The organism is Ectothiorhodospira lacustris (genome assembly GCF_022227785.1).
GTDB lineage: Bacteria > Pseudomonadota > Gammaproteobacteria > Ectothiorhodospirales > Ectothiorhodospiraceae > Ectothiorhodospira > Ectothiorhodospira lacustris.
On record NZ_JAJNQM010000040.1, the window covers coordinates 1 to 24,251 of the forward strand.

22 protein-coding genes are annotated in these 24,251 nt (G+C 63.0%); 13 read left to right on the plus strand and 9 right to left on the minus strand.

Annotated elements, in window-relative coordinates; genetic code table 11:
* The 6 genes from LQ952_RS09185 to lpxC all read left to right on the plus strand — a co-directional run.
* Positions 1–610: FAD-binding protein (locus LQ952_RS09185; RefSeq protein ID WP_238622366.1), on the plus strand; the 610-nt coding region annotated here is incomplete at its 5' end.
* On the plus strand, positions 607–1,542 hold the full coding sequence (locus LQ952_RS09190) for a D-alanine--D-alanine ligase (protein ID WP_238622367.1): 936 nt from the start codon (positions 607–609) through the stop codon (positions 1,540–1,542). The genes LQ952_RS09185 and LQ952_RS09190, both read left to right, overlap by 4 nt.
* Before the next feature lie 22 nt (positions 1,543–1,564).
* Positions 1,565–2,326, plus strand: a complete 762-nt coding sequence (locus LQ952_RS09195; protein WP_238622368.1) for a cell division protein FtsQ/DivIB — start codon at positions 1,565–1,567, stop codon at positions 2,324–2,326.
* 111 nt (positions 2,327–2,437) lie between these two features.
* Positions 2,438–3,673, plus strand: a complete 1,236-nt coding sequence (gene ftsA, locus LQ952_RS09200; protein ID WP_238622369.1) for a cell division protein FtsA — start codon at positions 2,438–2,440, stop codon at positions 3,671–3,673.
* A 131-nt stretch (positions 3,674–3,804) separates the two neighbouring features.
* On the plus strand, positions 3,805–4,989 hold the full coding sequence (gene ftsZ, locus LQ952_RS09205; protein ID WP_238622370.1) for a cell division protein FtsZ: 1,185 nt from the start codon (positions 3,805–3,807) through the stop codon (positions 4,987–4,989).
* 211 nt (positions 4,990–5,200) lie between these two features.
* Positions 5,201–6,115, plus strand: coding sequence for a UDP-3-O-acyl-N-acetylglucosamine deacetylase (gene lpxC / locus LQ952_RS09210; protein WP_238622371.1), 915 nt, complete (start codon positions 5,201–5,203; stop codon positions 6,113–6,115).
* Here the strand turns inward: lpxC and LQ952_RS09215 are convergent.
* The gene (locus LQ952_RS09215) at positions 6,105–6,536 is read right to left on the minus strand and encodes a DUF721 domain-containing protein (protein ID WP_238622372.1); all 432 of its coding nucleotides are present in this window, start codon (positions 6,534–6,536) and stop codon (positions 6,105–6,107) included. The genes lpxC and LQ952_RS09215 overlap by 11 nt on opposite strands.
* Before the next feature lie 183 nt (positions 6,537–6,719).
* On the opposite strand from LQ952_RS09215, the gene LQ952_RS09220 reads away from it, so the two are divergent.
* The 5 genes from LQ952_RS09220 (at position 6,720) to LQ952_RS09240 (ending at position 13,223) form a co-directional block, all read left to right on the plus strand.
* Entirely contained in the window at positions 6,720–7,637 is a 918-nt protein-coding gene (locus LQ952_RS09220) for a M23 family metallopeptidase (protein WP_238622373.1), read from the plus strand.
* Positions 7,638–7,720: 83 nt separating this feature from the next.
* On the plus strand, positions 7,721–10,516 hold the full coding sequence (gene secA / locus LQ952_RS09225; protein WP_238622374.1) for a preprotein translocase subunit SecA: 2,796 nt from the start codon (positions 7,721–7,723) through the stop codon (positions 10,514–10,516).
* A 6-nt stretch (positions 10,517–10,522) separates the two neighbouring features.
* The gene (gene argJ / locus LQ952_RS09230) at positions 10,523–11,737 is read left to right on the plus strand and encodes a bifunctional glutamate N-acetyltransferase/amino-acid acetyltransferase ArgJ (RefSeq protein WP_238622375.1); all 1,215 of its coding nucleotides are present in this window, start codon (positions 10,523–10,525) and stop codon (positions 11,735–11,737) included.
* 5 nt (positions 11,738–11,742) lie between these two features.
* Positions 11,743–12,702: a Nudix family hydrolase gene (locus LQ952_RS09235; RefSeq protein WP_238622376.1), complete on the plus strand. Its 960-nt coding sequence runs from the start codon at positions 11,743–11,745 to the stop codon at positions 12,700–12,702.
* 56 nt (positions 12,703–12,758) lie between these two features.
* The gene (locus LQ952_RS09240; RefSeq protein ID WP_238622377.1) at positions 12,759–13,223 is read left to right on the plus strand and encodes a hypothetical protein; all 465 of its coding nucleotides are present in this window, start codon (positions 12,759–12,761) and stop codon (positions 13,221–13,223) included.
* A gap of 13 nt (positions 13,224–13,236) precedes the next feature.
* On the opposite strand, the gene zapD is transcribed toward LQ952_RS09240, so the two are convergent.
* The 8 genes from zapD to LQ952_RS09280 all read right to left on the minus strand — a co-directional run bounded on the left by zapD (position 13,237) and on the right by LQ952_RS09280 (position 22,002).
* Positions 13,237–14,007 (minus strand): cell division protein ZapD, encoded by a 771-nt coding sequence (gene zapD / locus LQ952_RS09245; protein ID WP_238622378.1) that lies wholly within the window; start codon positions 14,005–14,007, stop codon positions 13,237–13,239.
* A gap of 117 nt (positions 14,008–14,124) precedes the next feature.
* Positions 14,125–14,724 carry a dephospho-CoA kinase gene (coaE, locus tag LQ952_RS09250; protein ID WP_238622379.1) on the minus strand — a complete coding sequence of 200 codons (600 nt, stop codon included), beginning with the start codon at positions 14,722–14,724 and terminating at the stop codon, positions 14,125–14,127.
* A gap of 4 nt (positions 14,725–14,728) precedes the next feature.
* Complete coding sequence (locus tag LQ952_RS09255) at positions 14,729–15,607, minus strand: prepilin peptidase (protein ID WP_238622380.1); 879 nt, start codon at positions 15,605–15,607, stop codon at positions 14,729–14,731.
* A complete protein-coding gene (locus tag LQ952_RS09260; protein ID WP_238622381.1) occupies positions 15,604–16,812 on the minus strand; it encodes a type II secretion system F family protein in 1,209 nt (402 codons plus the stop codon). The genes LQ952_RS09255 and LQ952_RS09260 overlap by 4 nt, the downstream gene beginning before the upstream one ends.
* Before the next feature lie 3 nt (positions 16,813–16,815).
* Positions 16,816–18,528, minus strand: coding sequence for a type IV-A pilus assembly ATPase PilB (pilB, locus tag LQ952_RS09265; protein WP_238622382.1), 1,713 nt, complete (start codon positions 18,526–18,528; stop codon positions 16,816–16,818).
* Positions 18,529–18,677: 149 nt separating this feature from the next.
* Entirely contained in the window at positions 18,678–20,036 is a 1,359-nt protein-coding gene (locus tag LQ952_RS09270; RefSeq protein WP_238622383.1) for a sigma-54-dependent transcriptional regulator, read from the minus strand.
* Entirely contained in the window at positions 20,033–21,703 is a 1,671-nt protein-coding gene (locus LQ952_RS09275; protein ID WP_238622384.1) for a sensor histidine kinase, read from the minus strand. Before LQ952_RS09275 ends, LQ952_RS09270 begins: the two co-directional genes overlap by 4 nt.
* Positions 21,704–21,750: 47 nt before the next feature.
* Positions 21,751–22,002 carry a PP0621 family protein gene (locus LQ952_RS09280; protein WP_238622385.1) on the minus strand — a complete coding sequence of 84 codons (252 nt, stop codon included), beginning with the start codon at positions 22,000–22,002 and terminating at the stop codon, positions 21,751–21,753.
* A 137-nt stretch (positions 22,003–22,139) separates the two neighbouring features.
* On the opposite strand from LQ952_RS09280, the gene sucC reads away from it, so the two are divergent.
* Entirely contained in the window at positions 22,140–23,306 is a 1,167-nt protein-coding gene (gene sucC / locus LQ952_RS09285) for an ADP-forming succinate--CoA ligase subunit beta (protein WP_238622386.1), read from the plus strand.
* Between the two features lie 68 nt (positions 23,307–23,374).
* On the plus strand, positions 23,375–24,244 hold the full coding sequence (sucD, locus tag LQ952_RS09290; RefSeq protein ID WP_238622387.1) for a succinate--CoA ligase subunit alpha: 870 nt from the start codon (positions 23,375–23,377) through the stop codon (positions 24,242–24,244).
* Positions 24,245–24,251: the final 7 nt, after the last annotated feature.

Genomic DNA, 24,251 nt, shown 5'->3' on the forward strand with positions numbered 1-24,251 from the left:
TTGCGCCAAACTGTCCCGTTTCTGTGCCGAGCAGGATCTTGCCGACGGTGAATTTCTCGCCGGCATCCCCGGTGCCCTGGGTGGTGCCCTGGCCATGAATGCCGGGGCCTGGGGCGATGACACCTGGTCCCACGTGGAGCAGGTCACCACCGTCGACCGGCGTGGATGTCTGCACATCCATACCCGGGGGGATTACGAGGTGGGCTATCGCCATGTACAGGGTAGCCGGGAAGGCTGGTTCGTAGAAGCGGTGCTGGCCTTCACCCCCGGCGATGGGGAAGAATCCCGGCGGCGGGTGAAGGACCTGCTGTCCCGCCGCAACCGGAGTCAGCCCATTGGGCAGCCCTCCTGCGGCTCGGTGTTCCGTAATCCCCCCGGGGATCATGCGGCGCGGCTGATCGAGGCGGCGGGCCTTAAGGGGACGGGTATCGGCGGGGCCATGATCTCGGAAAAACATGCCAATTTCATCATCAATACCGGCACGGCCACGGCTGCGGACATGGAGGCTCTGATGGCCCGGGTGCAGGGCGAAATCCATGCCCGTTTCGGGACGGAACTGGTCCCTGAGGTCCGCATCGTAGGTGAGCCTTTGGGAGAGATGGCGTCATGACGCAGTCAAGGCAGGACAGCTTCGGCAAGGTGGCGGTGCTCATGGGCGGCTGGTCCGCGGAGCGCGAGGTTTCCTTACGCAGCGGACAGGCGGTGCTGCAGGCACTGCGGTCGGCCGGCGTGGATGCCCATGGCATTGACGTGGGGCGGGATGTGCTGGAGGTCCTGGCCCGCGCCGGCCATGACCGGGCATTCATCATCCTGCATGGCCGTGGCGGTGAGGATGGCGTCATCCAGGGCGCCCTGGAACTGCTGGGCATCCCCTATACGGGCACGGGCGTGGCCGGGTCGGCGGTGGGCATGAACAAGCTCATGAGCAAGCGCCTCTGGCGCGGGGCCGGTCTGCCGACGCCGGACTACCGGGTGCTGGAGCCCGGGTTTGACCCGGGGGCAGTGGTGGAGGCCCTGGGTCTGCCGTTGATCGTCAAGCCCGCACTGGAGGGGTCGAGCATCGGTATGAGCCGGGTCAACCAGGTGGAGGATCTTCCCGGTGCCTTTGAAGTCGCCGCCGCCTGTGGCGGACCGGTATTCGCGGAGCGCTGGATCACGGGCAGGGAGTTCACTGCGGCCATCCTGGATGGTGAGCCGTTGCCCCTGATTCGCCTGGAAACCCCCCGTTCCTTTTATGACTATGAGGCCAAGTACGCCGCAGGAGATACCCGCTATCACTGTCCCTGCGGACTGGCGCCCGAGGCCGAGACCGCCGTGCAGACCCTGGCCCTGGCCGCCTTCGAGGGCGTATCCGGGCAGGGCTGGGGACGGGTGGATCTGATGATGGATGCCCAAGGCAAGGCCTGGGTGATCGAGGTCAACACGGTCCCCGGCATGACCGATCACAGCCTGGTACCCATGGCGGCCCGGGCTGCCGGGCTGGATTTCCAGGCCCTGGTAATGAAGATTCTGGCCACGTCCCTGCAGTCGGGGGCGCGGTAATGGGGTACGTATGGGCAGATCGATGGCAAGGCGAAGGGTGCAGCGGCCGCCCTGGTGGCGGGAGGCACGCTTGCGCCGCGCCCTGCGAACCCTGCTGCTGGCGGCGGCAGTCATGATGCTCGCCGTCGCCGCTCAAGGGGCCGTGGCTTACCTGATGGAGCCCGATACCTTGCCCATCCGCAGCGTGGAAGTGGAGGGTGAGTTACGTTATCTGGGGCCGGAGATCCTGTCCGCCGCCATCACGCCCCATGTCCAGGGCGGGTTCTTCAACCTGGATCTGCGTCGGGTGGAGGCTTCGGTCAAGGCACTGCCCTGGGTGCGCGGGGTGTGGGTGCATCGGGAATGGCCGGACCGGATCGTGGTCCGGATCGAGGAGCAGGTCCCGGTGGCACGCTGGGGCGACGAGGCCCTGGTGAACCAATATGGGGAACTGTTCCGCCCTGAACTGTCCGAAGCCCCCGGAGGTTTGCCGTTCCTGGAAGGTCGCGAGGGGCGCCAGCGGCAGCTCATGGAGCGCTTCCTGGCAGTACAAGCCAGGCTGGCGGATGTGGGACTGGAGGTCTCCGGGCTGAAAGAGGATGCCCGCCGTTCCTGGGTCATTCAGCTTGAAGACGGCGGGCAGGTATTGATGGGGCGCGGCATGGACCCGGACCGGCTGGATCGACTGGTGCGCATGTACCCGCGCCTGGAGGAACACCGGGATGAGCCCATCAGGCGAATCGACATGCGTTACACCAACGGCATCGCCGTGGCCTGGAATCCCCGGGAAGGCGGTGCGCAATGAGACAGGGTAGGCAGGCAAGGCGAATGAGAGTCATGAATGCGGCGTTATGCACCTGGTTGCCACGGGATGCGGTCATCGCGCTGGGCGGTCCGGTAGCGGAGATGAAGGGTTATGTCTAAGCGATCCGATAAAGGGATGATCGTCGGTCTGGATATTGGGACCTCCAAGGTGGAGGCCATCGTCGGCGAGGTGAATGACGAGGGGGGGATTGAGATCGTCGGTATCGGTTCCCACCCCTCACGAGGCCTGAAGAAGGGGGTGGTGGTCAATATCGAATCCACCGTGCAATCAATCCAGCGGGCCATCGAGGAGGCTGAATTGATGGCCGGCTGTCAGATTCACTCGGTCTTTACCGGGATTGCCGGCAGCCATGTGAAGAGCCTCAACTCCACCGGCGTGGTGGCCATCAAGGACAAAGAGGTGACGACGGCGGATGTGGAACGGGTGATCGATGCCGCCCGTGCCGTGGCCATTCCGGCGGACCAGCGCATTCTCCATGTGCTGCCCCAGGAGTTCATCATCGACGAACAGGAGGGGATCCGCGAGCCCATCGGCATGTCCGGTGTGCGTCTGGAGGCCAAGGTTCACCTGGTGACCGGCGCGGTGTCCGCGGCCCAGAACATCATCAAGTGTGTACGGCGCTGTGGCCTGGAGGTGGATGACATCATCCTGGAGCAGCTGGCCTCCAGTTATGCGGTACTGACCGAGGATGAGAAGGAGCTGGGGGTGTGTCTGGTGGATATCGGTGGCGGCACCACCGATATCGCCGTCTTTACCGACGGTGCGATCCGCCATACGGCGGTGATCCCCATTGCCGGTGACCAGGTGACCAACGATATTGCCGTGGCCCTGCGGACTCCGACCCAGTATGCCGAAGACATCAAGATCAAGTATGCCTGTGCCCTGCGTCAGCTGGCCAATCCCGAGGAAAGCATCGAGGTGCCCGGTGTCGGCGACCGGCCGTCCCGGCGCCTGTCCCGACAGACCCTGGCCGGGGTGGTGGAACCTCGCTATGAGGAACTCATGTCCCTGGTGCAGGCGGAGCTGCGCCGGTCCGGCTGCGAGGAAATGGTGGCGGCGGGGGTGGTCCTTACCGGGGGTTCTTCAAAGATGGAAGGTGTGGCGGAACTGGCCGAGGAGGTCTTTCACATGCCGGTGCGTCTGGGCCTGCCCCAGTATGTCACCGGCCTGGTGGATGCGGTGAGAAATCCCATTCATTCCACCGGGGTGGGGCTGTTGCTGTTTGGCCATCAAAGTCGCCATCAGGCCCTTGGGGAAGGGGTTCGGGGCGGCGGCATGAAATCCGTCTGGGGGCGGATGAAGAGCTGGTTTCAGGGGAATCTCTAGTACCGGTTGCACGGCCGGTCTTCGGAGCAGGGGCTGAAAAAAAACAAGCAGGGGCGGTTGGGTCTGCGGGTCGGAATTCGAAGCTTGACGGTCTTTCAACGAACATTGTGGTTTATTAGGAGGTAGTGGATATGTTTGAACTCATGGATACCTATCCCCAGAACGCGGTCATCAAGGTCATCGGCGTCGGTGGCGGTGGCGGCAATGCGGTCCAGCACATGGTCAATGCATCCATCGAGGGCGTGGACTTTGTGGTGGCCAATACGGATGCCCAGGCGCTCAAGCGGGTGGATGCCAAGACCTTGCTGCAGCTGGGTTCCCATATCACCAAGGGACTGGGGGCCGGGGCTGATCCCGCCGTGGGTCGCGAGGCCGCTCTGGAAGATCGAGAGCGGATCCAGGAAGTGATCGATGGCGCCGACATGGTCTTCATCACCGCCGGCATGGGTGGTGGCACGGGCACCGGGGCCGCCCCCGTGGTGGCGCAGATCGCCAAGGAAATGGGCATCCTCACCGTGGCCGTGGTGACCAAGCCCTTCCCCTTCGAGGGCAAGAAGCGCATGCAGGTCGCCCAGACGGGGATGGAAAATCTGGCCAAGTACGTGGATTCCCTCATCACCATTCCCAATGACAAGCTGTTGTCGGTGCTGGGCAAGAACGTGACCCTGTTGGATGCCTTCAAGGCCGCCAACGACGTGCTGTTGGGGGCGGTGCAGGGGATCGCCGAACTCATCACCCGTCCGGGCCTGATCAACGTCGACTTTGCCGACGTGCGTACGGTCATGTCCGAGATGGGCATGGCCATGATGGGGACCGGCTCCGCCTCCGGCGGTGATCGTGCCCGCGTCGCGGCCGAGGCCGCCATCTCCAGCCCGCTGCTGGAAGATGTGAACATCGCCGGTGCCCGGGGCATCCTGGTGAACGTGACCGCCGGCATGGACATGTCCATTGGTGAATTCGAGGAAGTGGGTGCGGCGGTCAAGGAGTTTGCCTCCGAGGATGCTACCGTGGTGGTGGGTACCGTCATCGATCCGGAGATGAACGACGAGCTTCGCGTGACCCTGGTGGCCACCGGCTTGGGGACCCCGGGCCAGGCCGCCCGTCCGACCCGCGAAAAGCCGGCCGTGAAACTGGTGGAGCCCCGTCAGGCGGCCATGGGCGGCCACGGCAACGAGCTGGATATGGTGGATTACGACAAGCTGGACCGGCCCGCCGTGATGCGCAAGCAGCAGGGCAATGCCGCCTACGATATCTCCGGTAATCCCAATATGGACTACCTGGATATCCCGGCGTTCCTGCGCAAACAGGCTGACTGAGCATGGGGAGGTGCGGGGCGGAGCGCACCGTTGGTGTGCTCCGCCTCCCTGTCCAGGCACTCTTTCAGGGCGTATCTTGCATGAAAACATGCAAGTGACCCCATCCAGTGGCATAATGTCCGGCTATTTTCCCCCGTCGGCGCGTTTCGGGAAGGCCTGGCACGCTCACTGCACCCACCCCGGTGCGTCACGGGTTCAGAGGACTATCACGTTGATCAAACAGCGCACACTCAAGAACACCATCCGCGCCACCGGCGTCGGTCTTCACACTGGTGAAAAGATCTATCTGATGCTGCGCCCCGCACCGGTGAACGCAGGTGTGGTGTTTCGCCGGGTCGATCTGGACCCGGTGGTGGAGATCAAGGCCCATCCCGCGAACGTCGGTGATACCTGTCTGTCCACCACCATGGTGAGCGGTGATGTGCGCGTGTCCACGGTGGAACACCTGCTGTCGGCCGTGGCGGGGCTGGGCATCGACAACCTCTACGTGGATGTCAGTGCGCCGGAAGTACCGATCATGGATGGCAGCGCCGGCCCCTTTGTCTTTTTGATTCAGTCCGCCGGGATCGTGGAACAGAACGCCCCCAAGCGTTTTATCCGTATCAAAAAACTGGTGGAAGTGCGGGAGGACGACAAGTGGGCGCGACTGGAACCCTTCAACGGTTTCAAGGTGGGTTTCTCCATCGATTTCAAGCACCCCATCTTCAGCGGCGGTATCCAGACGGCGGAACTGGATTTTTCCACCACTTCGTTCGTCAAGGAGGTCAGCCGGGCCCGGACCTTCGGTTTCATGCGTGAGATCGAGGCCCTGCGTAGTCGCCGGCTGGCCCTGGGCGGCAGTCTGGACAATGCCGTGGTGCTGGATGATTACCGGGTGCTCAACGAGGATGGTTTGCGCTACGAGGATGAGTTCGTCAAGCACAAGATCCTGGATGCCATCGGTGACGTCTATCAGCTGGGCCACAGCCTGATCGGGGCTTTTACCGGCTACAAGTCCGGCCATGCCCTGAACAACACGCTGATCCGCAAGCTGATCACCCTGGAAGATGCCTACGAGATCGTGACCTTTGAAGAGGGCGGTGAGCCGTTGCCCATCTCCTACGCCCACGCAGCGGCTACGGTCTGACCGGGTCTCCGCTTCGCGCCGCCAGGCGGCGCAGGGCCTGACTCAGCTCAGGGTCGTCCACGGTGTTGGCCACGCTCAGCAGGGCGATGCGTGCCTGGGGGGGGAGAGGGCTGAGTTGCCGGTGCCGGGTTTCGGTTCGGGCCGTTCCCATGGCAGGACGCACCCGGATATGGACGGACCGAGCCTGCAGCCCATGGTGAGCCTTGATCTGCTTGAGGATCTCCCTCTGCAGATAGCGCAGTTGGGAAGCCCAGGCCCCGGAGTCCGTCACCAGAATCAGACACCCTTCTTCCATGCCGCCCGCCCAGCAGTGCTCCCGGGGGCCCGGGGGCAGCAGGTCCCTGACGCTCCGGGTCAGGGCCTCCAGCGCACGCGCCCGGTGCAGCAGATCGGGGTCCAGCAGGGCTCTGGGGCGGTGCATGGGCGGGCAGGGCTCCTCCGGGGTGATATGTTTGCAAGACTACCTGCATCCGTGACGGCGGGATACCCGGATTTCCCACAAAGTGTATGGTTGGACTATGATCTGCTCTTCATGAAAGACGCTCACCAGCTGTCGGTTTTTCCCGGCGCTGGTCCTGATCAGAAAAACGCGGGCTGAATCAGCATGAATATTATCTTTCTGACGAGCAACGGGGCGGGTTCCCGGCGCTTTCACATGTCACGCTGGTACCACCTTGCCATTCCTCTGACGGCACTCACTGTTTGTGGCGGCCTGATCATGGGGGCCGGTTATCACGCCGGCCGGCATCTTCAGGGTGCTGCGGATCCCCGGCTTGTTTACTGGGGCGAGGAACTGCGGGAGCAGCGCTATGAACTGGAGTATGCCAGGGATACCGCCGAGGCGGGCATTCAGGCCCTGACCCAGCGCGTGGCCCAACTCCAGGCACAGATGATGCGCCTGGACGCTCTGGGCAATAAGCTGGTGAAGATGGCCGACCTGGAAGACGGCGAGTTCGATTTCGGGATTTTGCCTGGCCTGGGTGGGCCTGAAGAGCTGTTTTACGACGCACCGCCTTCCGATCTGTTGCAGCAACTCGATGAACTGGCCCGGCAGATGGATGACCGGGAATCCCAGCTGCGTCTGCTGAGCCGTCTCATCCTTTCGGGGCAGTTGGCCGACGAGGTGACCCCGGCCGGTCGTCCCGTGGTGTCCGGGTGGATGTCCTCCGGTTACGGCAGTCGCACCGATCCCTTTACCGGTCGTCAGGTCTTCCACCGGGGGGTGGATTTTGCCGGTCGTCCCGGCTCCGACATCATTGCCGTTGCGGGCGGTATCGTGATGTTTGCCGATCGCCGGGATGCCTTCGGTAAATTGGTGGAGATCGACCACGGTAATGGCTATGTCACCCGCTATGCCCACAATCAGGAGATGCTGGTTGCCGTGGGCGATATGGTGCGCAAGGGGCAGGTGATCGCCAGGATGGGATCCACCGGGCGCGCCACCGGCCCTCATGTGCATTTCGAAGTGCTCAAGGATGACCGTCACGTGAATCCTCACCGTTTCATCGCCGCCTCGGATTAGGTCCCCCGGCGCCCCCTGCGTCACCATCGCGGATGGGGTATGATGACGGCCCTCAAGTTCAGCAACTCAGCGCAGAACCCTTCATGGTCACAAGCCTAGTCAGAAAGATCTTCGGTAGCCGTAACGACCGCCTGGTTAAGCGATACGGCAAGCAGGTGGGACGGATCAACGAGCAGGAAGCCGATCTCAAGGTGCTCACGGACGAACAACTCAGGGCCAGGACCGGAGGGTTCCGGGACCGCCTCGGCAAAGGGGAGTCCTTGGATGACCTGTTGCCGGAAGCCTTTGCGCTGGTCCGCGAGGCCGGCCGCCGCATCATGGGCATGCGTCATTTCGACGTCCAGCTCATCGGCGGCATGGTGCTCAACGACGGCCGCATTGCCGAGATGCGTACCGGTGAGGGCAAAACCCTGGTGGCCACCCTGTCGGCCTATCTGAATGCGTTGCCCGGCAAGGGCGTGCATGTGATCACGGTCAACGACTATCTGGCCCGCCGCGATGCTGCCTGGATGGGTCGTCTCTACCACGGCCTGGGTCTGAGCGTGGGGGTGGTCAATTCCTCCGGTGCCAAGGGTGCCAAGCACTCCTATCTTTATGATCCCGACTTTGCCGGCGACGAGGAGGGTTATGTCCATCTGCGGCCGGTGAGCCGGCGTGAGGCCTATGCCGCCGACATCACCTACGGTACCAACAACGAATTCGGCTTCGATTATCTGCGCGACAACATGGCTTTTCGTGCCGAGGACCGGGTGCAGCGCGACCTGGCCTATGCCATCGTGGACGAAGTGGACTCCATCCTCATCGACGAGGCCCGTACCCCTCTGATCATCTCCGGCCCCACCGGTGAGAACTCCGAGCTTTACCAGCGGATGAAGGACATCGTGCCCACGCTGCAGCGCCAGGAAGAGGAGGAGTCCGAAGGCGACTACTACGTCGATGAGAAGGTCAAGCAGGTGTTCATGTCCGAGGACGGCCAGGAACGGGCCGAGCAACTCCTCAAGGAGGCCGGACTGCTCAAGGAAGACCAGTCCCTCTATGATGCCGCCAGCATTCCCCTGCTGCACCATCTCAACGCCGCCCTGCGTGCCCATGCCATCTTCCAGCGGGACGTGCATTATCTGGTCAGGGACAAGCAGGTCCTCATCATCGATGAATTCACCGGTCGCGTGATGCCCGGCCGGCGCTGGTCGGAAGGTCTGCACCAGGCCGTGGAGGCCAAGGAAGGGGTGCCGATCCAGAACGAGAACCAGACCCTGGCCTCGATCACCTTCCAGAACTATTTCCGTCTTTACAAGAAGCTCTCGGGCATGACCGGGACCGCCGATACCGAGGCTTATGAGTTCCAGCATATCTACGGCCTGGAGGTGGTGGTGATCCCCACCAACAAGCCCATGGTCCGCAACGATATGCAGGATCTGGTCTATATGACCCAGAAGGACAAGTACAAGGCCATCATAGAGGACATCAAGCACTGTCGGGAGCAGGGCCAGCCGGTGCTGGTGGGTACCGCCTCGGTGGAGGCCTCGGAGATCCTCTCCGATCTGCTCAAGAAGGCCAAGATCAACCACGAGGTCCTCAACGCCAAGCAGCACGAGCGGGAGGCCCATATCGTCGCCCAGGCCGGCCGGCCCGGTGCGGTGACCATCGCGACCAACATGGCCGGTCGCGGTACCGACATCGTGCTGGGCGGCAGCCTGGATGCGGAGTTGGAGGCCCTGGGTCCCCACCAGGACCCGGCCCACGTGGAGAAGATCCGGGGCGAGTGGCAACAGCGTCATGATCAGGTGCTGGGGGCGGGCGGCCTGCATATCATCGGCTCGGAGCGCCATGAGTCTCGCCGTATCGATAACCAGCTGCGAGGGCGCGCCGGTCGTCAGGGGGACCCGGGTTCCAGCCGCTTCTTCCTGTCCCTGGAAGACACCCTCATGCGCATCTTCGCCTCCGACCGGGTGAAGATGATCATGCAGAAGCTGGGCATGGAGGAGGGTGAGGCGATCGAGAATGCCTGGGTGACCAAGGCCATCGAAAATGCTCAGCGCAAGGTGGAGGGCCACAACTTCGATATCCGCAAGAATCTGCTGGAATACGATGATGTGGCCAACGACCAGCGCCGGGTGGTCTACGAGCAGCGCCGGGAACTGCTGGATTCCCAGGAGATCTCCGATACCATCCGCGCCGTGCGCGAGGACGTGGTGGACCGGACCATCAGCCGCTACATTCCCCCGGGTTCCATCGATGAGCAGTGGGATATCCCGGGTCTGACCCAGGCCATGGAGAGCGAGTTCGGCTTGAAGCTGGATGTCGCCGGCTGGCTGGAAAAGGATGACGATCTGCATGAGGAGTCCTTGCGCGAGCGTCTGCAGGGGGAAGTGAGCGGGGCGCTGGATGCCAAGCGGGCCGTAGTCGGTGCGGAGCTGATGCAGCGCATCGAGAAGGATGTGATGCTCCAGGTACTGGACAGCCACTGGAAAGAGCATCTGGCATCCATGGACTATCTGCGCCAGGGTATCGGCTTGCGTGGTTATGCCCAGCGCAATCCCAAGCAGGAGTACAAGCGCGAAGCCTTCGCCATGTTTGAGAGCCTGCTCGAGCGTATCAAGCATGATGTCATCTCCATGCTCATGCGACTGCAGGTACAGTCTCCGGATGACGTGGCCACGCTGGAGGCTCAGGCCCTTGGCGGCGCCAAGCCGGCCGCCATGGAATTCAAGCATGATCAGCCAGACAGCCCCCTGTCCGCCGAAGACGATGCCCAGGGCAAGCCGGAAGAGTCGGATCAGGAGCCCTATCGCCGGGAAGGACCCAAGCTGGGTCGCAATGATCCTTGCTGGTGCGGTTCCGGCAAGAAGTACAAGCACTGCCACGGCAGACTGGAGTGATCGAAGATGGCCGTGAACCTGTCCGAGCCCGTTGAGCTGGCACCTGTTTCCGGGGTCCGCCTCAGTGCGGTGGCTGCGGGCATCCGCTACCAGGGGCGTAACGACCTGGTGCTGATGGAACTGGCCACCGGCAGTACCTGTGCCGCCGTATTCACCCGCAATGCCTTCTGTGCCGCCCCGGTGCAGGTGGCCCGACAGCACCTGCTCCAAGGCGCCCCCCGCTATCTGCTGATCAACGCTGGTAATGCCAATGCCGGTACCGGGACCCAGGGCCTGGAGGCTGCCTATCTGAGTTGTGGCGCCGTGGCCGGTTGCACCAATGTCAGGGCGGCCCAGGTACTGCCGTTCTCCACCGGCGTGATCGGCGAACCCCTGCCGGTGGACCGCATCTCGGCGGCCCTGCCCGAGGCCGTGGCCGCCCTGGATGAGCAGGGCTGGATGCCGGCCATGCGGGCCATCATGACCACTGACACGGTGGGTAAGGGGGCTTCGGAAACGCTGCGTCTTTCCGGTGGCGAGGTGACCCTGACAGGGATTGCCAAGGGCTCCGGCATGATCCATCCCGACATGGCCACCATGCTGGCCTTCCTGGCCACCGACGCCCTGCTGGACAAGGCGGTGTTGCAGGCCATGCTGCTGCGTTGCACCGATGCCAGTTTCAATGCCATTACCGTGGATGGGGATACCTCCACCAATGATGCCTGCGTGCTGGCCGCCACCGGGGCCTCCGGGGTGTCGGTGGACTCCGCGGAAGACCAGGCCCTGTTCGAGCAGGCGTTGCTGCGGATCTGCCGTCATCTGGCCCATGCCATCGTGCGTGACGGTGAAGGCGCGACCAAGTTCATCACGGTGCGGGTCAGTGGGGCGAGGGATGCGGAAGAGGCCCGCCGTGTGGGCTTTGCCGTGGCCCTGTCGCCGCTGGTGAAGACCGCCCTGTTTGCATCGGACCCCAACTGGGGACGGATCCTGGCAGCGGTGGGCCGCGCCGGCGTGAAGGATCTGGACGTGGACCGGGTGACCATTCATCTGGACGATGTGCGCATCGTCGCCAATGGCGGTCGGGCACTCGAGTATGAGGAGGCCATGGGGCGCCGAGTGATGGCCGGGGCGGAGATCCTTATCCACATTGATCTGGGAGGGCCGGGAGAGACCGAGGCCGAGGTCTACACCTGTGATTTTTCCTACGATTATGTGCGCATCAATGCCGAATACCGTTCCTGAGGGCCATGACTGAGCCGCTTCGGGTGGCGGTGGCTGCCATCGCCAATGATCGCGATGAGTATCTGATCGCCCGCCGCCCCGAGCATGTGCACCAGGGTGGTCTCTGGGAGTTCCCCGGCGGCAAGATCGAACCGGGGGAAACCCTGGAGGCCGCCTTGCGGCGGGAGCTGAGGGAAGAACTGGACATTACGCCTCTGCGGCACCATCCCTTGATCACCTTGAATCACGATTACCCGGACCGGCGGGTTTGCCTGGAAGTGGTGAAGGTCGACCGTTTCGAGGGCGAGCCCCGCGGCATGGAAGGGCAGCCGCTGCGGTGGGTGGCGGCCGCCCAGCTGCATGCCCTGGATTTCCCGGCCGCCAACCGTGCCATCATCAAGGCCCTGATCTTGCCGGATTGCCTGGTCATCACCCCGGATCTGCGCTGCCCCGAAACCCTGCTGGACGGACTGAACCGGACCTTGGACGCGGGCCGGGTGCGCCTGTTGCAGCTGCGTGCGCCGGGCCTGAGCCGGGAGGACTTTGTCTCCCTGGCCGCCGCGGTGATCCCGCTGTGCCATGCCCAGGGTGCGGGGGTCGTGCTGAATGCGGAACCTGAGTTGGCCATCTCCCTGGGGGCGGACGGTGTTCATCTCAATAGTCGCAGACTGGCTTCCCTGGCTGAGCGTCCCGAAGTCAGCCTGGTGGGGTGCTCGGTTCATCAGCGGGGTGAGCTTGAGAAAGCGATCCGGCTCGGTGTCGATTTTGTCCTCGTCTCCCCCGTCGCGCCCACGCATACCCATCCGGGCGCGCCGGTGCTGGGTTGGCGCCGTTTTGAGGAACTGGCGCGGCAGGCGGGCAGGCCGGCCTACGCCCTGGGCGGCATGACGGTGGATGACATCTCTGCGGCGCAGCGTCATGGCGGACAGGGCATTGCCGGCATTCGGGGGCTCTGGCAAGGGGTAACGGCAACGGAGGGGGATTGACTCCCGATCCGGGCCACGTGACAGGACGGCAATCCTTTGGCGAAGAGGGCGGATACATGGCACGTTGGCTGAGCTGGTTGCTGATTCCCGTGATGCTGGGACTGGGTTACCTGGCCGGAGAACACTGGTTGAGACCTTTGGTGGCGCCGGTGGATCCGGCGACGACGGTCATTCAGGCCCCGGCCGGCTGCGAGTTGGATGCCCGAGGGTGTTTGATGCCGGTGAATGGGGTGGAGATTCGTGTCCGGGGTCCCGAGCGGATTCCGCCGCTGGAGCGGTTTGCCCTGCGGCTGGAGGGCAGCACCTCCCTGGAACCTCTGGAAGTGTCCTACATCATGACCGGCATGGACATGGGATTGCACCGGTTTGAGTTTGAACCGGAGGGCTCGGGGCACTGGCTGGCCGAGTCGGTACTACCGGTCTGCATGTCCGGACGCATGGACTGGCTGGCACGGGTGCGCGTTCGCGTGGACGGGCGGCTTTATGAACTGCATGTCCCTGTGTTGCTGCGCCGAGAGTAGTACGCTTGCCTACCTATAGTGCGCAGCAGCACAGCGTGAACGGGATTTCCTCGTCACACTGGATTGATCGCGTCTTCAGGTCGCCGGCACGCAGGAACCGCACCGAGAAGCGCTGCCGTCCGGCACTGATCTCGGGGTAACAGGGGGCGTTGAGGGGCAGGGCGATGCGGATCATCTGCCAGGGCAGGCCGGTATCCATGCCCTGTTCGTAAAAGCCACGACTCGCCGTCATGGGACGGGGGGCGCCGGCATCACGGATCAGCTGCAGGATCACGCTGACGGACTCCTGGATGTCTGCAAAGGGCTGGGCCCATTCCAGTAGCAGCTGCCGCCGTTCCCCGGTGGAGCGGGCCAGCCAGTAGTGGTAGGCCGGCAGGTCAAAATCACAGGTTCCACCGGGGATGGCGGCCCGTTGGCGGATGCTGTTGAAGAAATCATTGCCCTTGACCTGCTGGTCCAGCTGGCCATTGAGGGCATGGATGCCGTCGATGAGACGACGATGCTTGTCGATCACCGTGTTGAGGCGACGCTGATCCACGCCGGGCTCGGTACTCAGCCGGTTCAGATTGGTGATCTGCCGTTCCAGCTCCTTCATCAGCTCGCGCTTCACATCCACCCGATTAGTGAGATTCACCATCTCGATCAGGGTGAGCAGACTGCCGTGGGTGTCCGGGCCTGAATCGTGCTGCAAGCTATGGTCAAATCGGTGCATCAGCACTTCAAGACGCATGAACAGACGCATGCGCTCATGCAAGGGCTGTTCGTAGATGATGGAACCCTTCACAGAAGCGGCTGCCGGAGGCGTGTGAACCACGTATTCATTGTTTTCCGATCTGCGGCCGAAATGAACGAACATTTTACCACCTTGGTAGGATGAGACCGGTGTCTTCGGTATCCGGTATCAGCATGCCGTTGCCATCCGGAGGTATCGCTGGTGCAGGGCTTCCACCTGGGCCGGCAGGGTATCTACTGATTTCTCGTTGTCGATGATATCGTCTGCGGCTGCCAGACGCTGTTCCCGGGTGGCCTGGGCATCCAGGATGGCCTGAATCTGTTGCGGAGACACCCCGTCACGGCGCCCGGCACGCTCCCTCTGGCTGGGCACGGAACAATCTACCAGCAGAATGCGATCCACTCGCCCCTGTGCCCCGGACTCCACCAGCAAAGGCACGACCAGCACACAGTAGGGCGTCGCGATCTTTGATTTTTCTTGTTCTATTGCGTCCCAGATCATAGGGTGGAGCAGGCTTTCCAGTCTGTGACGGGTTTGGCTGTTCCGGAACACCATGTCTCGCATGGCCGCCCGGTCCAGGGTCCCGTCGTCCTTGAGGATCTGTGTGCCGAAGGTCTCCACCAGTGCCGTGAGTCCGGGCGAGCCCGGTTCCACCACGCGCCTTGCAATGATATCCGAATCGATGACTGCAGCGCCTCTGTCTTCGAACAGGCGCGATACGGTGCTCTTGCCGCTGCCGATGCCCCCCGTCAGTCCAATGGTGAGCATGGGGTCAGCCGAGGATGCCGAGGTAGGTCTGCACGATGGTGTCGCCCCAGAGCAGGGCAATCCACCCTGCGGCGGCCAGATAGGGGCCAAACGGAATGGGCAGGTTGCGGTCACGTCCGAGTACGGCGATGAGAACGAGGCCCACCACGGCGCCCACCAGGGAGGACAGCAGGATGATCAGCGGGAGCATCTGCCAACCCATCCATGCCCCCAGGGCGGCAAACAGCTTGAAGTCACCATAGCCCATGCCTTCCTTGCCGGTGAGCAGCCGGAAGGCATGGTAGACGAGCCACAGGCTCAGGTAACCGAAGACGGCACCCAACAGACTGCTGGCGGCATCGGTGAACAGTCCCCCCAGGTTCAGTACCAGTCCCAGCCACAGCAGGGGCAGGGTGATGACATCCGGCAACAGGGTGGTGCGCAGGTCGATCACGGTCAGGGCAATCAAGGCCCAGGTCAGCAGCAGTGCCGCTGCGGCTACCCAGGTGAAACCGAAATACCAGACCACGGCCATGGACAGCAGGGCCGTGGCCACTTCCACCAGGGGGTACTGGGGAGAGATGCGGGCACCGCACGAGGCACACTTGCCCCTTAGGAACAGGTAGCTGATGAGCGGGATGTTCTCCAGGGCCGTGATGCGGTGGCCGCAGGCGGGGCAGGCGGACCGGGGGACCACCAGGTTATAGGGTCCCTGGACCTCTTCGGCATGGTCCAGGTTGCCCCCTCGTGACTGCAGCCAGGCACGGGCCTCGCTCTGCCACTGGCGCTCCATCATCATCGGTAGGCGGTGGATGACCACATTGAGAAAGCTTCCCACCATGAGGCTGAACAGCCCGGTCAGGGTGAGCAGCAGGGTTGGGCTTGAGGCGAGAAGGTCTGTCACACCACGGCTCCAAGCTGGAAGATAGGAAGATACATGGCAATGACCAGACCACCGACGACGATGCCCAGGAAGGCCATGATCATGGGCTCCATGAGACTGGAGAGGCCGTCGACCATGTTATCCACTTCTTCTTCGTAGAAATCGGCCACCTTGCTGAGCATCTCATCCAGGGAACCGGATTCTTCACCGATGGCCACCATCTGCACCACCATGTTGGGAAACACTGCGGAATTTCGCATGGCCTGCTGGAGCTGGGTGCCGGCAGCGGTCTCGTCACGCATGCGCAGCGTTGCCTCCGAGAATAGGGCGTTGCCGGTCGCACCGGCCACTGAGTCCATCGCCTCCACCAGCGGGACACCGGCGGAGAACATGGTGGACAGCGTCCGAGCAAAGCGGGCGATGGCGGCCTTGCGCAGGAGTTCTCCCACCACCGGGATGCGCAGGGAGAGTAGGTCCAGCCGACGGCGGAAGGCGGCGGAACGCTGCTTGGCCTGGGTAAAGCCGAACACGGCAATGGCGATGCCGCCGAAGATGGCCCACCAGTAGCTCTGGAAGAAGTCGGAGATGCCGATGACGAACTGGGTGAAGACGGGCAGATCCGCGCCGAAGCCCTGGAACAGGTCCTGAAACTGGGGGACCACGAAGATCAGCAGGATGGCGGTGACGATGAAGGCCACCACGATCACGGCCGCCGGATAGAACATGGCCTTCTTGATCTTGGCCTTGAGGGACTCGGTCTTTTCCTTGTAGGTGGCAATGCGGTCCAGCAGGGTTTCCAGGGCGCCTGACTGTTCTCCGGCTCCCACCAGGTTGATGACCAGGTCGTCAAAGTAGGTCGGATGCCTGGCCAGGGCGTTGGCGAAGGTAGTGCCGCCCTCCACGTCCGCCTTGATCCTGAGGATCAGTTCCTGCATGGAGGGGTTTTCGTGCCCTCGGCCGATAATCTCGAAGGACTGTACCAGTGGAACACCGGCGCTCATCATGGTGGACATCTGACGCAGGAAGATGGCGATGTCCTTGGGCTTGATCTTTTTCTTGCCCCCGAACAGGGGCTTGGGCTTCTTGCGCACCTTGAGTGGGTTGATGCCCTGGCGCCGCAGTTCCGCCTTGGCCAGGTTTTCGTTGGCTGCGGTGGTTTCGCCCTTGATCCGGACACCTTTCTTGTCCACCCCTTCCCAGACGAATACCGTCATTGTCTCGGCCATGGTTTAGTCCTTGGTCACGCGGTTGACTTCTTCAAGGCTGGTGACACCGGCCTTGACCTTGAGCAGACCGGCCCGCCGGAGGTCATCGACGCCTTCCTTGCTGGCCTGCTCCGCCAGTTGCATGGCGTTGCCGCCCTCGAGAATGATCCGCTGCATGGTTTCGGAAATGGGCAGCACCTGGTAGATGCCCACCCGGCCCCTGTAGCCGTTGGTGCATTGATCACAGCCCACAGGCTTGAAGATCTTGAAGCCCTGGTTCACCTCGTTTTCATTGAATCCCTCCTGCAGCAGGGCCTCCTTGGGGACATTGACGGGGGCCTTGCAGTGATTGCACAGGCGTCGGGCCAGACGCTGGGCGATGATGAGCAGGATGGACGAGGCGATGTTGTAGGGCGGCACACCCATGTTGGCCAGGCGGGTGAGGGTCTGGGGGGCGTCATTGGTATGCAGGGTGGACAGCACCAGGTGGCCGGTCTGGGCGGCCTTGATGGCGATCTCGGCGGTTTCCAGGTCGCGGATCTCGCCCACCATGATGATGTCCGGGTCCTGCCGCAGGAAGGCCCTCAGGGCGGCGGCAAAGGTCAACCCCACCTTGGGATTCACGTTGACCTGGTTGATGCCGGGCATGTTGATCTCGGCCGGGTCTTCGGCGGTGGAGATGTTCCGGTCCGGGGTGTTGAGGATGCCCAGGCCGGTATAGAGAGAGACGGTCTTGCCGGAGCCGGTGGGGCCGGTGACCAGGATCATGCCGTAGGGCTTGCTCAGGGCCTTGAGATAGAGCGCCTTCTGGTGTTCTTCATAACCCAGGGCGTCGATGCCCAGGAAGGCACTGGTGGGGTCCAGTATTCGCAGTACCACCTTTTCCCCGTACAAGGTAGGGCAGGTATTGACGCGAAAGTCGATGGCCCGGTTCTTGGACAGCTGCATCTTGATGCGCCCATCCTGGGGGATGCGCCGCTCGGAGATGTCCATGCGGGACATCACCTTGATGCGGGCGATGATCCGGGGGGCCAGATTCACCGGCGGGTGAGCCACCTCGTCCAGTACGCCATCCAGACGGAACCGGACCCGGAAGTCCTTTTCATAGGGTTCGAAGTGGATATCCGAGGCCTTACGGTTGATGGCGTCCAGCAGCACCTTGTTGACAAAGCGGACCACCGGCGTGTCGTCCACTTCGCTCTCGGAGGCTTCCTGGCCGCGGTCTTCGGTGTCCGACAACTCCAGATTGTCCAGATCCTCGTCCATGAGGCCTTCCATCATGGACGAGGTATCATTGAGACTGTCCTCAATCAGTTTGGACAGCTTGTCATGCTCCACCAGCACCGGTTCGGTGGGGATGCCCGTGTTGAACTTGATCTCGTCCAGGGCGCTGATGTTCATGGGATCGGACAGGCCCACGAACAGCCGGTTGCCACGTCGGAAGATGGGCAGAGCCTGATGCTGGCGGATCAGTTTCTCGTCCACCAGTTTGATGGGCAGATATTCCTTGTCGAGGGCGTCCAGATCAAATAACGGGGTCCCGAATTCCTCGGCCGCCGCCTGCGCCAGGCTCCGGGCCTCCACGATCTTTTCCGTTACCAGGTAGGCCACCAGGGGCACACGTTTCCTGCGAGAGTGATCCAGCGCCTTGTTGGCATCGCTTTCGCTGAGTAATCCGTCTTGAACCAGACGTCGGGCAAGCCCGCTCAATGGTATGGAGGCGGCAGGTGTTGACATGGGGACTCTGGGTTGGGGAGTGGGTCCTTCTTATCGCATGTTAGTAGCTGTCGTTATCAAGTCAACAAAGACTTTCAGTGATTGAGAACCGGGACGGGCTGCACGGTCTGCGTCAATAGCGGCGCGGGGGTGGGCGTGGAAGGGTATTTTCACGGGGTCAGGCCGAGTTTCCTGAGCCGATAACCCATTTGCCTGGGAGTCAGTCCCAGCAGTTGGGCGGCAGCCGTGTCGTGACCGCCGGCCTGTTCCAGAGCGGCCAGGAGTGCCTGCTTTTCCTGCTGTGCGAGCTGCTGTTCCAGGGGCTTGAGGTGTTCCGCGGCGAGAGGGGCCGTGGGGGGGGCGGAGCCGGAGCCGGGGAGTTGCAGGTCCTCCGCCTGGATGGTGTCGCTGTCGCAGAGTGTCGCGGCCCGTTCCAGGATGTTTTCCAACTCCCTCACATTGCCCGGGTAGTTATAGGTCATCAGGCTTTGCGTGGCTTCCGGGCTGAGTCGCCTGGGGGGCTCCTGCCAGCGGGCGGCCAGCTTGGAAAGGATATGTTCCGCCAGATGGGGGAGGTCCTCGCGGCGTTCGCGCAGGGGGGGGACGCGCAGTTCGATCACGTTCAGGCGGTAGAACAGGTCCTGGCGGAAACGTCCCGCCTGCACCTCCCGGCTCAGGTCCTTGTGGGAGGCGGAGAGGATGCGTACGTCCAGAGCAGCCTCATGGGCGGCACCGATGGGCTTGATGGCCCGTTCCTGGATGGCGCGTAGCAGCTTGACCTGCATGTGCAGGGGCAACTCCGCCACCTCGTCGAGAAACAGGGTTCCTCCCTGGGCCGCATGAAACAGCCCCTGCTTGTCGGCAACCGCTCCGGTAAAGCTGCCCTTGAGATGACCGAAGAATTCACTTTCCATGAGTTCGGCGGGGATGGCGCCGCAGTTCACCGGCACGAAAGGCCGATCGACCCGGGGACCCTGGCGGTGAATCTCCCGGGCGACCCTTTCCTTGCCGCTGCCGGATTCACCCAGGATGTACACCGGGGCCTGGCTTCTGGCCAGTTTGAGGATGGTGCTCTTGAGTTGACGCATGGCCGGTGCATTGCCCAGGAGATGGTCTTCCCGGGCGGGCGGGCTCCGTCCTGAAGCGGTGTTGTTTTCGGGCTTGCCCAGTTTCAGGGCGCTGTCCACCAGGTCTCTGAGGATGTTCAGGTCCACGGGCTTGGAGACAAAGTCGAAGGCCCCTGATTTGAGTGCCTGAACGGCGGAATCCATGCTGCCGTAGGCCGTGATAACGGCCACCGGCAGTTCCGGATAGTGGGCCTGAATGTGTTCCACCAGCTCGATGCCGTCACCATCCGGCAGGCGCATGTCTGTCAGGCACAGATCGAAATGCGCGTTGCCCAGCAGTCGTTTCGCCTCCCTGACGGTCCCGGCAGCCTGGGTGTTAAGCCGCATGCGGCCGAGGGTGATTTCCAGGAGTTCCCGGATATCCGGCTCATCGTCAATGATCAGTACGTTCTGGATGGTCATGCCTGCTGGGAAAGGCGGCCTTGCAGGCCGGATCCGGTTGTTTCAGAGGGGGGGAACTGAATACGGAAGCAGCTGCCGCCGGTGGGAAGCGGGATGTAGTCAAGACTGCCGCCATTGTTTTCGCACAGCTCACGGGAGATGTACAGGCCAAGTCCGGTGCCTTCATTGCCGGTGCCGACGAAGGGCTCGAAGAGTCGTCGGGCAATCGCCGGGTTCACGCCGCAGCCTTGATCAATGATGTCCAGGGTGGCGTGGCGGCTCACATCCCGGGTGCCGCCCTGGATCAGGATGCGGGCGGGTTGTCCGGCGCGGGTGCCGTAGCGCAAGGCATTGGTACACAGGTTCCAGGTCACCTGGTGCAGCTGTTCGGCATCAAACCAGGCCCGGGCATCGGCCGGGTGGATGGACAGCTCCACTTGAGAGCGCGCCAGGTTATGGTGTCGGCAGAATTCATCGGCAAAGCGTTCCAGCCATGGTTCCAGGGCCAGTGCCTCGATGCGGGGAGCCTGGCGCCGGGACAGATCCAGTACGTTCTGAATGACCTGATTCATACGCCGGCTCTGATCCTGGATGATGCCCACCAGTCGGCGATCCGCACGATTGAGCTCTATGGATTCGTCCAGTAGCTGGGCGGCATGACTGATGGCGCCCAGGGGGTTGCGGATCTCGTGGGCGATGCTGGCAGTGAGACGGCCCAGGGACGCGAGCTTGATGGATTGCATCTGTCTGCGCAGTTCCGCCGTGTCTTCCAGCAGGATGACCGTGCCGATGGGTTTGTCTACCCCCAGGCGGGTGAATCGTATCCGCAATTCCGGACTGTGGTCGCCGGCGGGGAGGGTCCGATGACCGGCCCTGGCGGGATGTCGAAGCCATTCCTGCAAGGCGTGGAAAAGATCCGGCGCAAGGCGGCTCAGGTCGCTGGTATCCGCAGTCACCGGATTGCCCAGCAGCAGCCAGGCGGACTCATTGATCAGGTGGACATGGCGGTCATCATTGACCACGATGACGCCCGACTGCATGCGGTCGATGATATGGGCATTGAGTTCGGCCATGTTGGCCAGGTCCACACTGCGGCGCTGGGCGAGATCTTCGCTTTCCCGGGCCCTGTGGGCCAGCACCAGTGCCAGCAGGGCGGTGGCAAACAGGCCGGCTCCCAGCAGGCCGGTCTGGGTGAGTGCCGACTCGCGGCCGGGTTCAAACCAGTAGCCGTGGATCTGTGCCAGCAGCAATGCGATGGAGGCCAGGGCGGCGAAGAGCAGGGCGGGGCGCCCCGGCGCCAGCAGTCCCAGGCCGGCAATGGCCGGGATCGCCAACATGCCCAGGCCGCTGGAGACGCCCCCGCTGGTGTAGGTGAGCAGGGTGATGAGACTGATGTCCGTGGCCGCTTGAAGGTAGATCTGCAGAGAGGGCGGGGATCGGCGCAGACGCGCCGCAATGCCGAATCCCAGGCTCAGCAGCAGATAGGTGACGGCAAACAGCAGGAACAGCCGCGGATGGGAGCTGCCGAGGGCGTGGGGTCCGGTGCCGAACACCTCCAGGGCCGTGAGCATGCCCGCCACGAAAAAGCGATACAGGCTGAAGAGCCTCAGCGCTCGCCAGACGTCTCCTGAGGGGTCCCCTGCGCTGCCGCTCTCCCGCATCAGCCGGCCCGACAAGGGTGAAGACATGATGCCTGAATTCTGCGCGGGCGCCTGGCCTTACACCGCAAGGCGGCTTATTCTCGTGTAGACTCTTGCGACAGGGCCAGATCCCGATGCGACTCGGAACAGAAGGGTTTCCCACCTTCCCACAGGCTCTCTTCTTCCGGGATATGCAGGCCGCAGTAGTGACAGCGCAGCATCTTGCCGGTGGTCTTTTGGCTGAGCTTGCCGGGATGCTCCGGACGCGGTACGTCCGGCGTCTTGAGCATGAGCCGGACCACCATGAAGACCAGAACGATGGATGCTATCAGGAACAGGATTTGCATGGCGCAGTGATTCGATTTGAGTGGTGTATAAGAAGGTACTACAGAACGCGTGTCGGCGGTGAGTCCCTCAGCCCCAGGGGGCTGTTGTCTGCCGGATTGTCTGCCGTCTCCATCCATACCTTTGATACTGTGAAACTATGAACCTTCATGAATTCCAGGCCAAGGGCCTCTTTCGCGATTACCGGATTCCGGTGCCGGCCGGTGTCTCCATCGAGGGTCTCGACGCCCTGGATGATGCCATGGGCACCCTGGGGGGGACTGCCTGGGTCGTCAAGGCGCAGGTCCATGCCGGTGGTCGCGGCAAGGCGGGTGGCGTCAGGCTGGTCAAGGGGCGGGATGAGCTCAGAGCTGCGGCTCAGGCCCTGCTGGGGTCCACCCTGGTCACCCATCAGACCGGGCCGGCCGGGCTGCCCGTGAAGACCCTGCTGATCGAATCCCTTACCGACATCCGGCGTGAACTCTACCTGGGCTTGCTGGTGGACCGGGCCACTCGCCGCGTCGCCATCATGGCGTCGGCGGCAGGCGGTATGGACATCGAGGCGGTGGCTGCCGATACCCCCGAAAAACTGCTGACCCTGTTCGTGGATCCGGCTGCGGGCATCATGCCTTACCAGGGCCGCCGCGCCGCCTTTGCCCTGGGTCTGGAAGGCAGTCAGGTGAACGAATTCGTCACTCTGCTCACCCGACTCTATACCCTGTTCATCGAGTCCGATGCCGGCCTGATCGAGATCAACCCTCTGGTGGTCACCGGAGAGGGTGACCTGGTGGCCCTGGACGGCAAGATCAATCTGGACGACAACGCCCTGTTTCGACGTCCCGCCCTGGCAGCCCTGCGGGACATCAGCCAGGAAGAGGCCCGGGAGGCCCGGGCCAGAGAGCATGAGCTCAATTATGTCCGCCTGGACGGCAACATCGGCTGCATGGTCAATGGTGCCGGTCTGGCCATGGCCACCATGGATCTGATCAAGCTTCATGGCGGTGAGCCGGCCAACTTCCTGGATGTGGGTGGCGGCACCACGGCGGCCCGGGTCACCGAGGCCTTCAAGCTCATCCTCTCCGACGACGCGGTCAAGGCCGTGTTCGTGAATATCTTCGGCGGCATCGTTCGCTGCGATCTGATTGCCGAGGGCATCATCGCGGCGGTCAAGGAAGTCCATGTGGACGTTCCCGTGGTGGTACGCCTGGAAGGCACCAACGTGGAAAAGGGCAGGGCCCTGCTGGCACAGAGTGATCTCAATATCATTGCCGCCGAGAGCCTGACGGATGGCGCCCTCAAGGTGGTCGAGGCTGCGGCGGCCGCCTGAAGGTCACGGAATCGACCCACGGGACCGGCATGCCGGATTCAGACAGACGAAGCTGACACGGATTCTTCATGAGCATTCTCATCGACAAGCATACTCGCGTCATCTGCCAGGGTTTCACCGGCAAGCAGGGCACTTTCCACACCGAACAGGCCATCGCCTACGGTACGCAGATGGTGGGCGGCGTGACTCCCGGCAAGGGGGGGCAGCGACATCTGGGGTTGCCGGTGTTCGATACCGTGCATGATGCGGTCCGTGATACCGGGGCCAATGCCACCATGATCTACGTCCCGGCCGCCTTTGCCGCCGACGCCATCCTGGAGGCCGCGGATGCCGGAATCGAGGTCATTGTCTGCATCACCGAGGGGATTCCCGTGTTGGACATGCTCAAGGTGAAGGCCGCCCTGACCCACGGTTCAGCCTATCTCATCGGCCCCAATTGTCCGGGAATCATCACCCCGGGGGACTGCAAGATCGGCATCATGCCGGGCCATATTCATCAAGCGGGCAAGGTGGGAATCGTCTCCCGTTCCGGCACCCTCACCTACGAGGCGGTCAAGCAGACCACCGATACGGACCTGGGTCAGAGCACTTGCGTGGGTATCGGCGGTGATCCCATCCATGGGATGAACTTCGTGGACTGTCTGCGCCTGTTCCAGGAAGACGAACAGACCGAGGGCATCATCATGGTGGGCGAGATCGGCGGCAGCGCCGAGGAAGAAGCCGCGGCCTTCATCCGCGACCACGTGACCAAGCCGGTGGTGGCCTATATCGCCGGTGTCACCGCACCACCGGGGCGCCGGATGGGACATGCCGGGGCGATCATCTCGGGCGGCAAGGGCACTGCGGACCAAAAATTCGATGCCCTGGCGGCCGCCGGTGTTGCTGTGGTGCGTTCCCCTGCGGATATGGGGGCGCGGCTCAAGGCCTTGATGGGCTGAACGGCCA

Excerpts from the sequence above, each read along its gene's own strand:
- LQ952_RS09260 (WP_238622381.1), bottom strand. The coding sequence starts at position 16,812 with ATGGCCGAGACAATGACGGTATTCGTCTGGGAAGGGGTGGACAAGAAA.
- argJ (WP_238622375.1), top strand. The coding sequence starts at position 10,523 with ATGGCCGTGAACCTGTCCGAGCCCGTTGAGCTGGCACCTGTTTCCGGG.
- LQ952_RS09270 (WP_238622383.1), bottom strand. The coding sequence starts at position 20,036 with ATGACCATCCAGAACGTACTGATCATTGACGATGAGCCGGATATCCGG.
- LQ952_RS09190 (WP_238622367.1), top strand. The coding sequence starts at position 607 with ATGACGCAGTCAAGGCAGGACAGCTTCGGCAAGGTGGCGGTGCTCATG.
- LQ952_RS09215 (WP_238622372.1), bottom strand. The coding sequence starts at position 6,536 with ATGCACCGCCCCAGAGCCCTGCTGGACCCCGATCTGCTGCACCGGGCG.
- ftsA (WP_238622369.1), top strand. The coding sequence starts at position 2,438 with ATGTCTAAGCGATCCGATAAAGGGATGATCGTCGGTCTGGATATTGGG.
- pilB (WP_238622382.1), bottom strand. The coding sequence starts at position 18,528 with ATGTCAACACCTGCCGCCTCCATACCATTGAGCGGGCTTGCCCGACGT.
- LQ952_RS09195 (WP_238622368.1), top strand. The coding sequence starts at position 1,565 with ATGGCAAGGCGAAGGGTGCAGCGGCCGCCCTGGTGGCGGGAGGCACGC.
- LQ952_RS09240 (WP_238622377.1), top strand. The coding sequence starts at position 12,759 with ATGGCACGTTGGCTGAGCTGGTTGCTGATTCCCGTGATGCTGGGACTG.
- ftsZ (WP_238622370.1), top strand. The coding sequence starts at position 3,805 with ATGTTTGAACTCATGGATACCTATCCCCAGAACGCGGTCATCAAGGTC.
- LQ952_RS09280 (WP_238622385.1), bottom strand. The coding sequence starts at position 22,002 with ATGCAAATCCTGTTCCTGATAGCATCCATCGTTCTGGTCTTCATGGTG.
- LQ952_RS09275 (WP_238622384.1), bottom strand. The coding sequence starts at position 21,703 with ATGTCTTCACCCTTGTCGGGCCGGCTGATGCGGGAGAGCGGCAGCGCA.
- LQ952_RS09220 (WP_238622373.1), top strand. The coding sequence starts at position 6,720 with ATGAATATTATCTTTCTGACGAGCAACGGGGCGGGTTCCCGGCGCTTT.
- sucC (WP_238622386.1), top strand. The coding sequence starts at position 22,140 with ATGAACCTTCATGAATTCCAGGCCAAGGGCCTCTTTCGCGATTACCGG.
- LQ952_RS09235 (WP_238622376.1), top strand. The coding sequence starts at position 11,743 with ATGACTGAGCCGCTTCGGGTGGCGGTGGCTGCCATCGCCAATGATCGC.
- coaE (WP_238622379.1), bottom strand. The coding sequence starts at position 14,724 with ATGCTCACCATTGGACTGACGGGGGGCATCGGCAGCGGCAAGAGCACC.
- sucD (WP_238622387.1), top strand. The coding sequence starts at position 23,375 with ATGAGCATTCTCATCGACAAGCATACTCGCGTCATCTGCCAGGGTTTC.
- secA (WP_238622374.1), top strand. The coding sequence starts at position 7,721 with ATGGTCACAAGCCTAGTCAGAAAGATCTTCGGTAGCCGTAACGACCGC.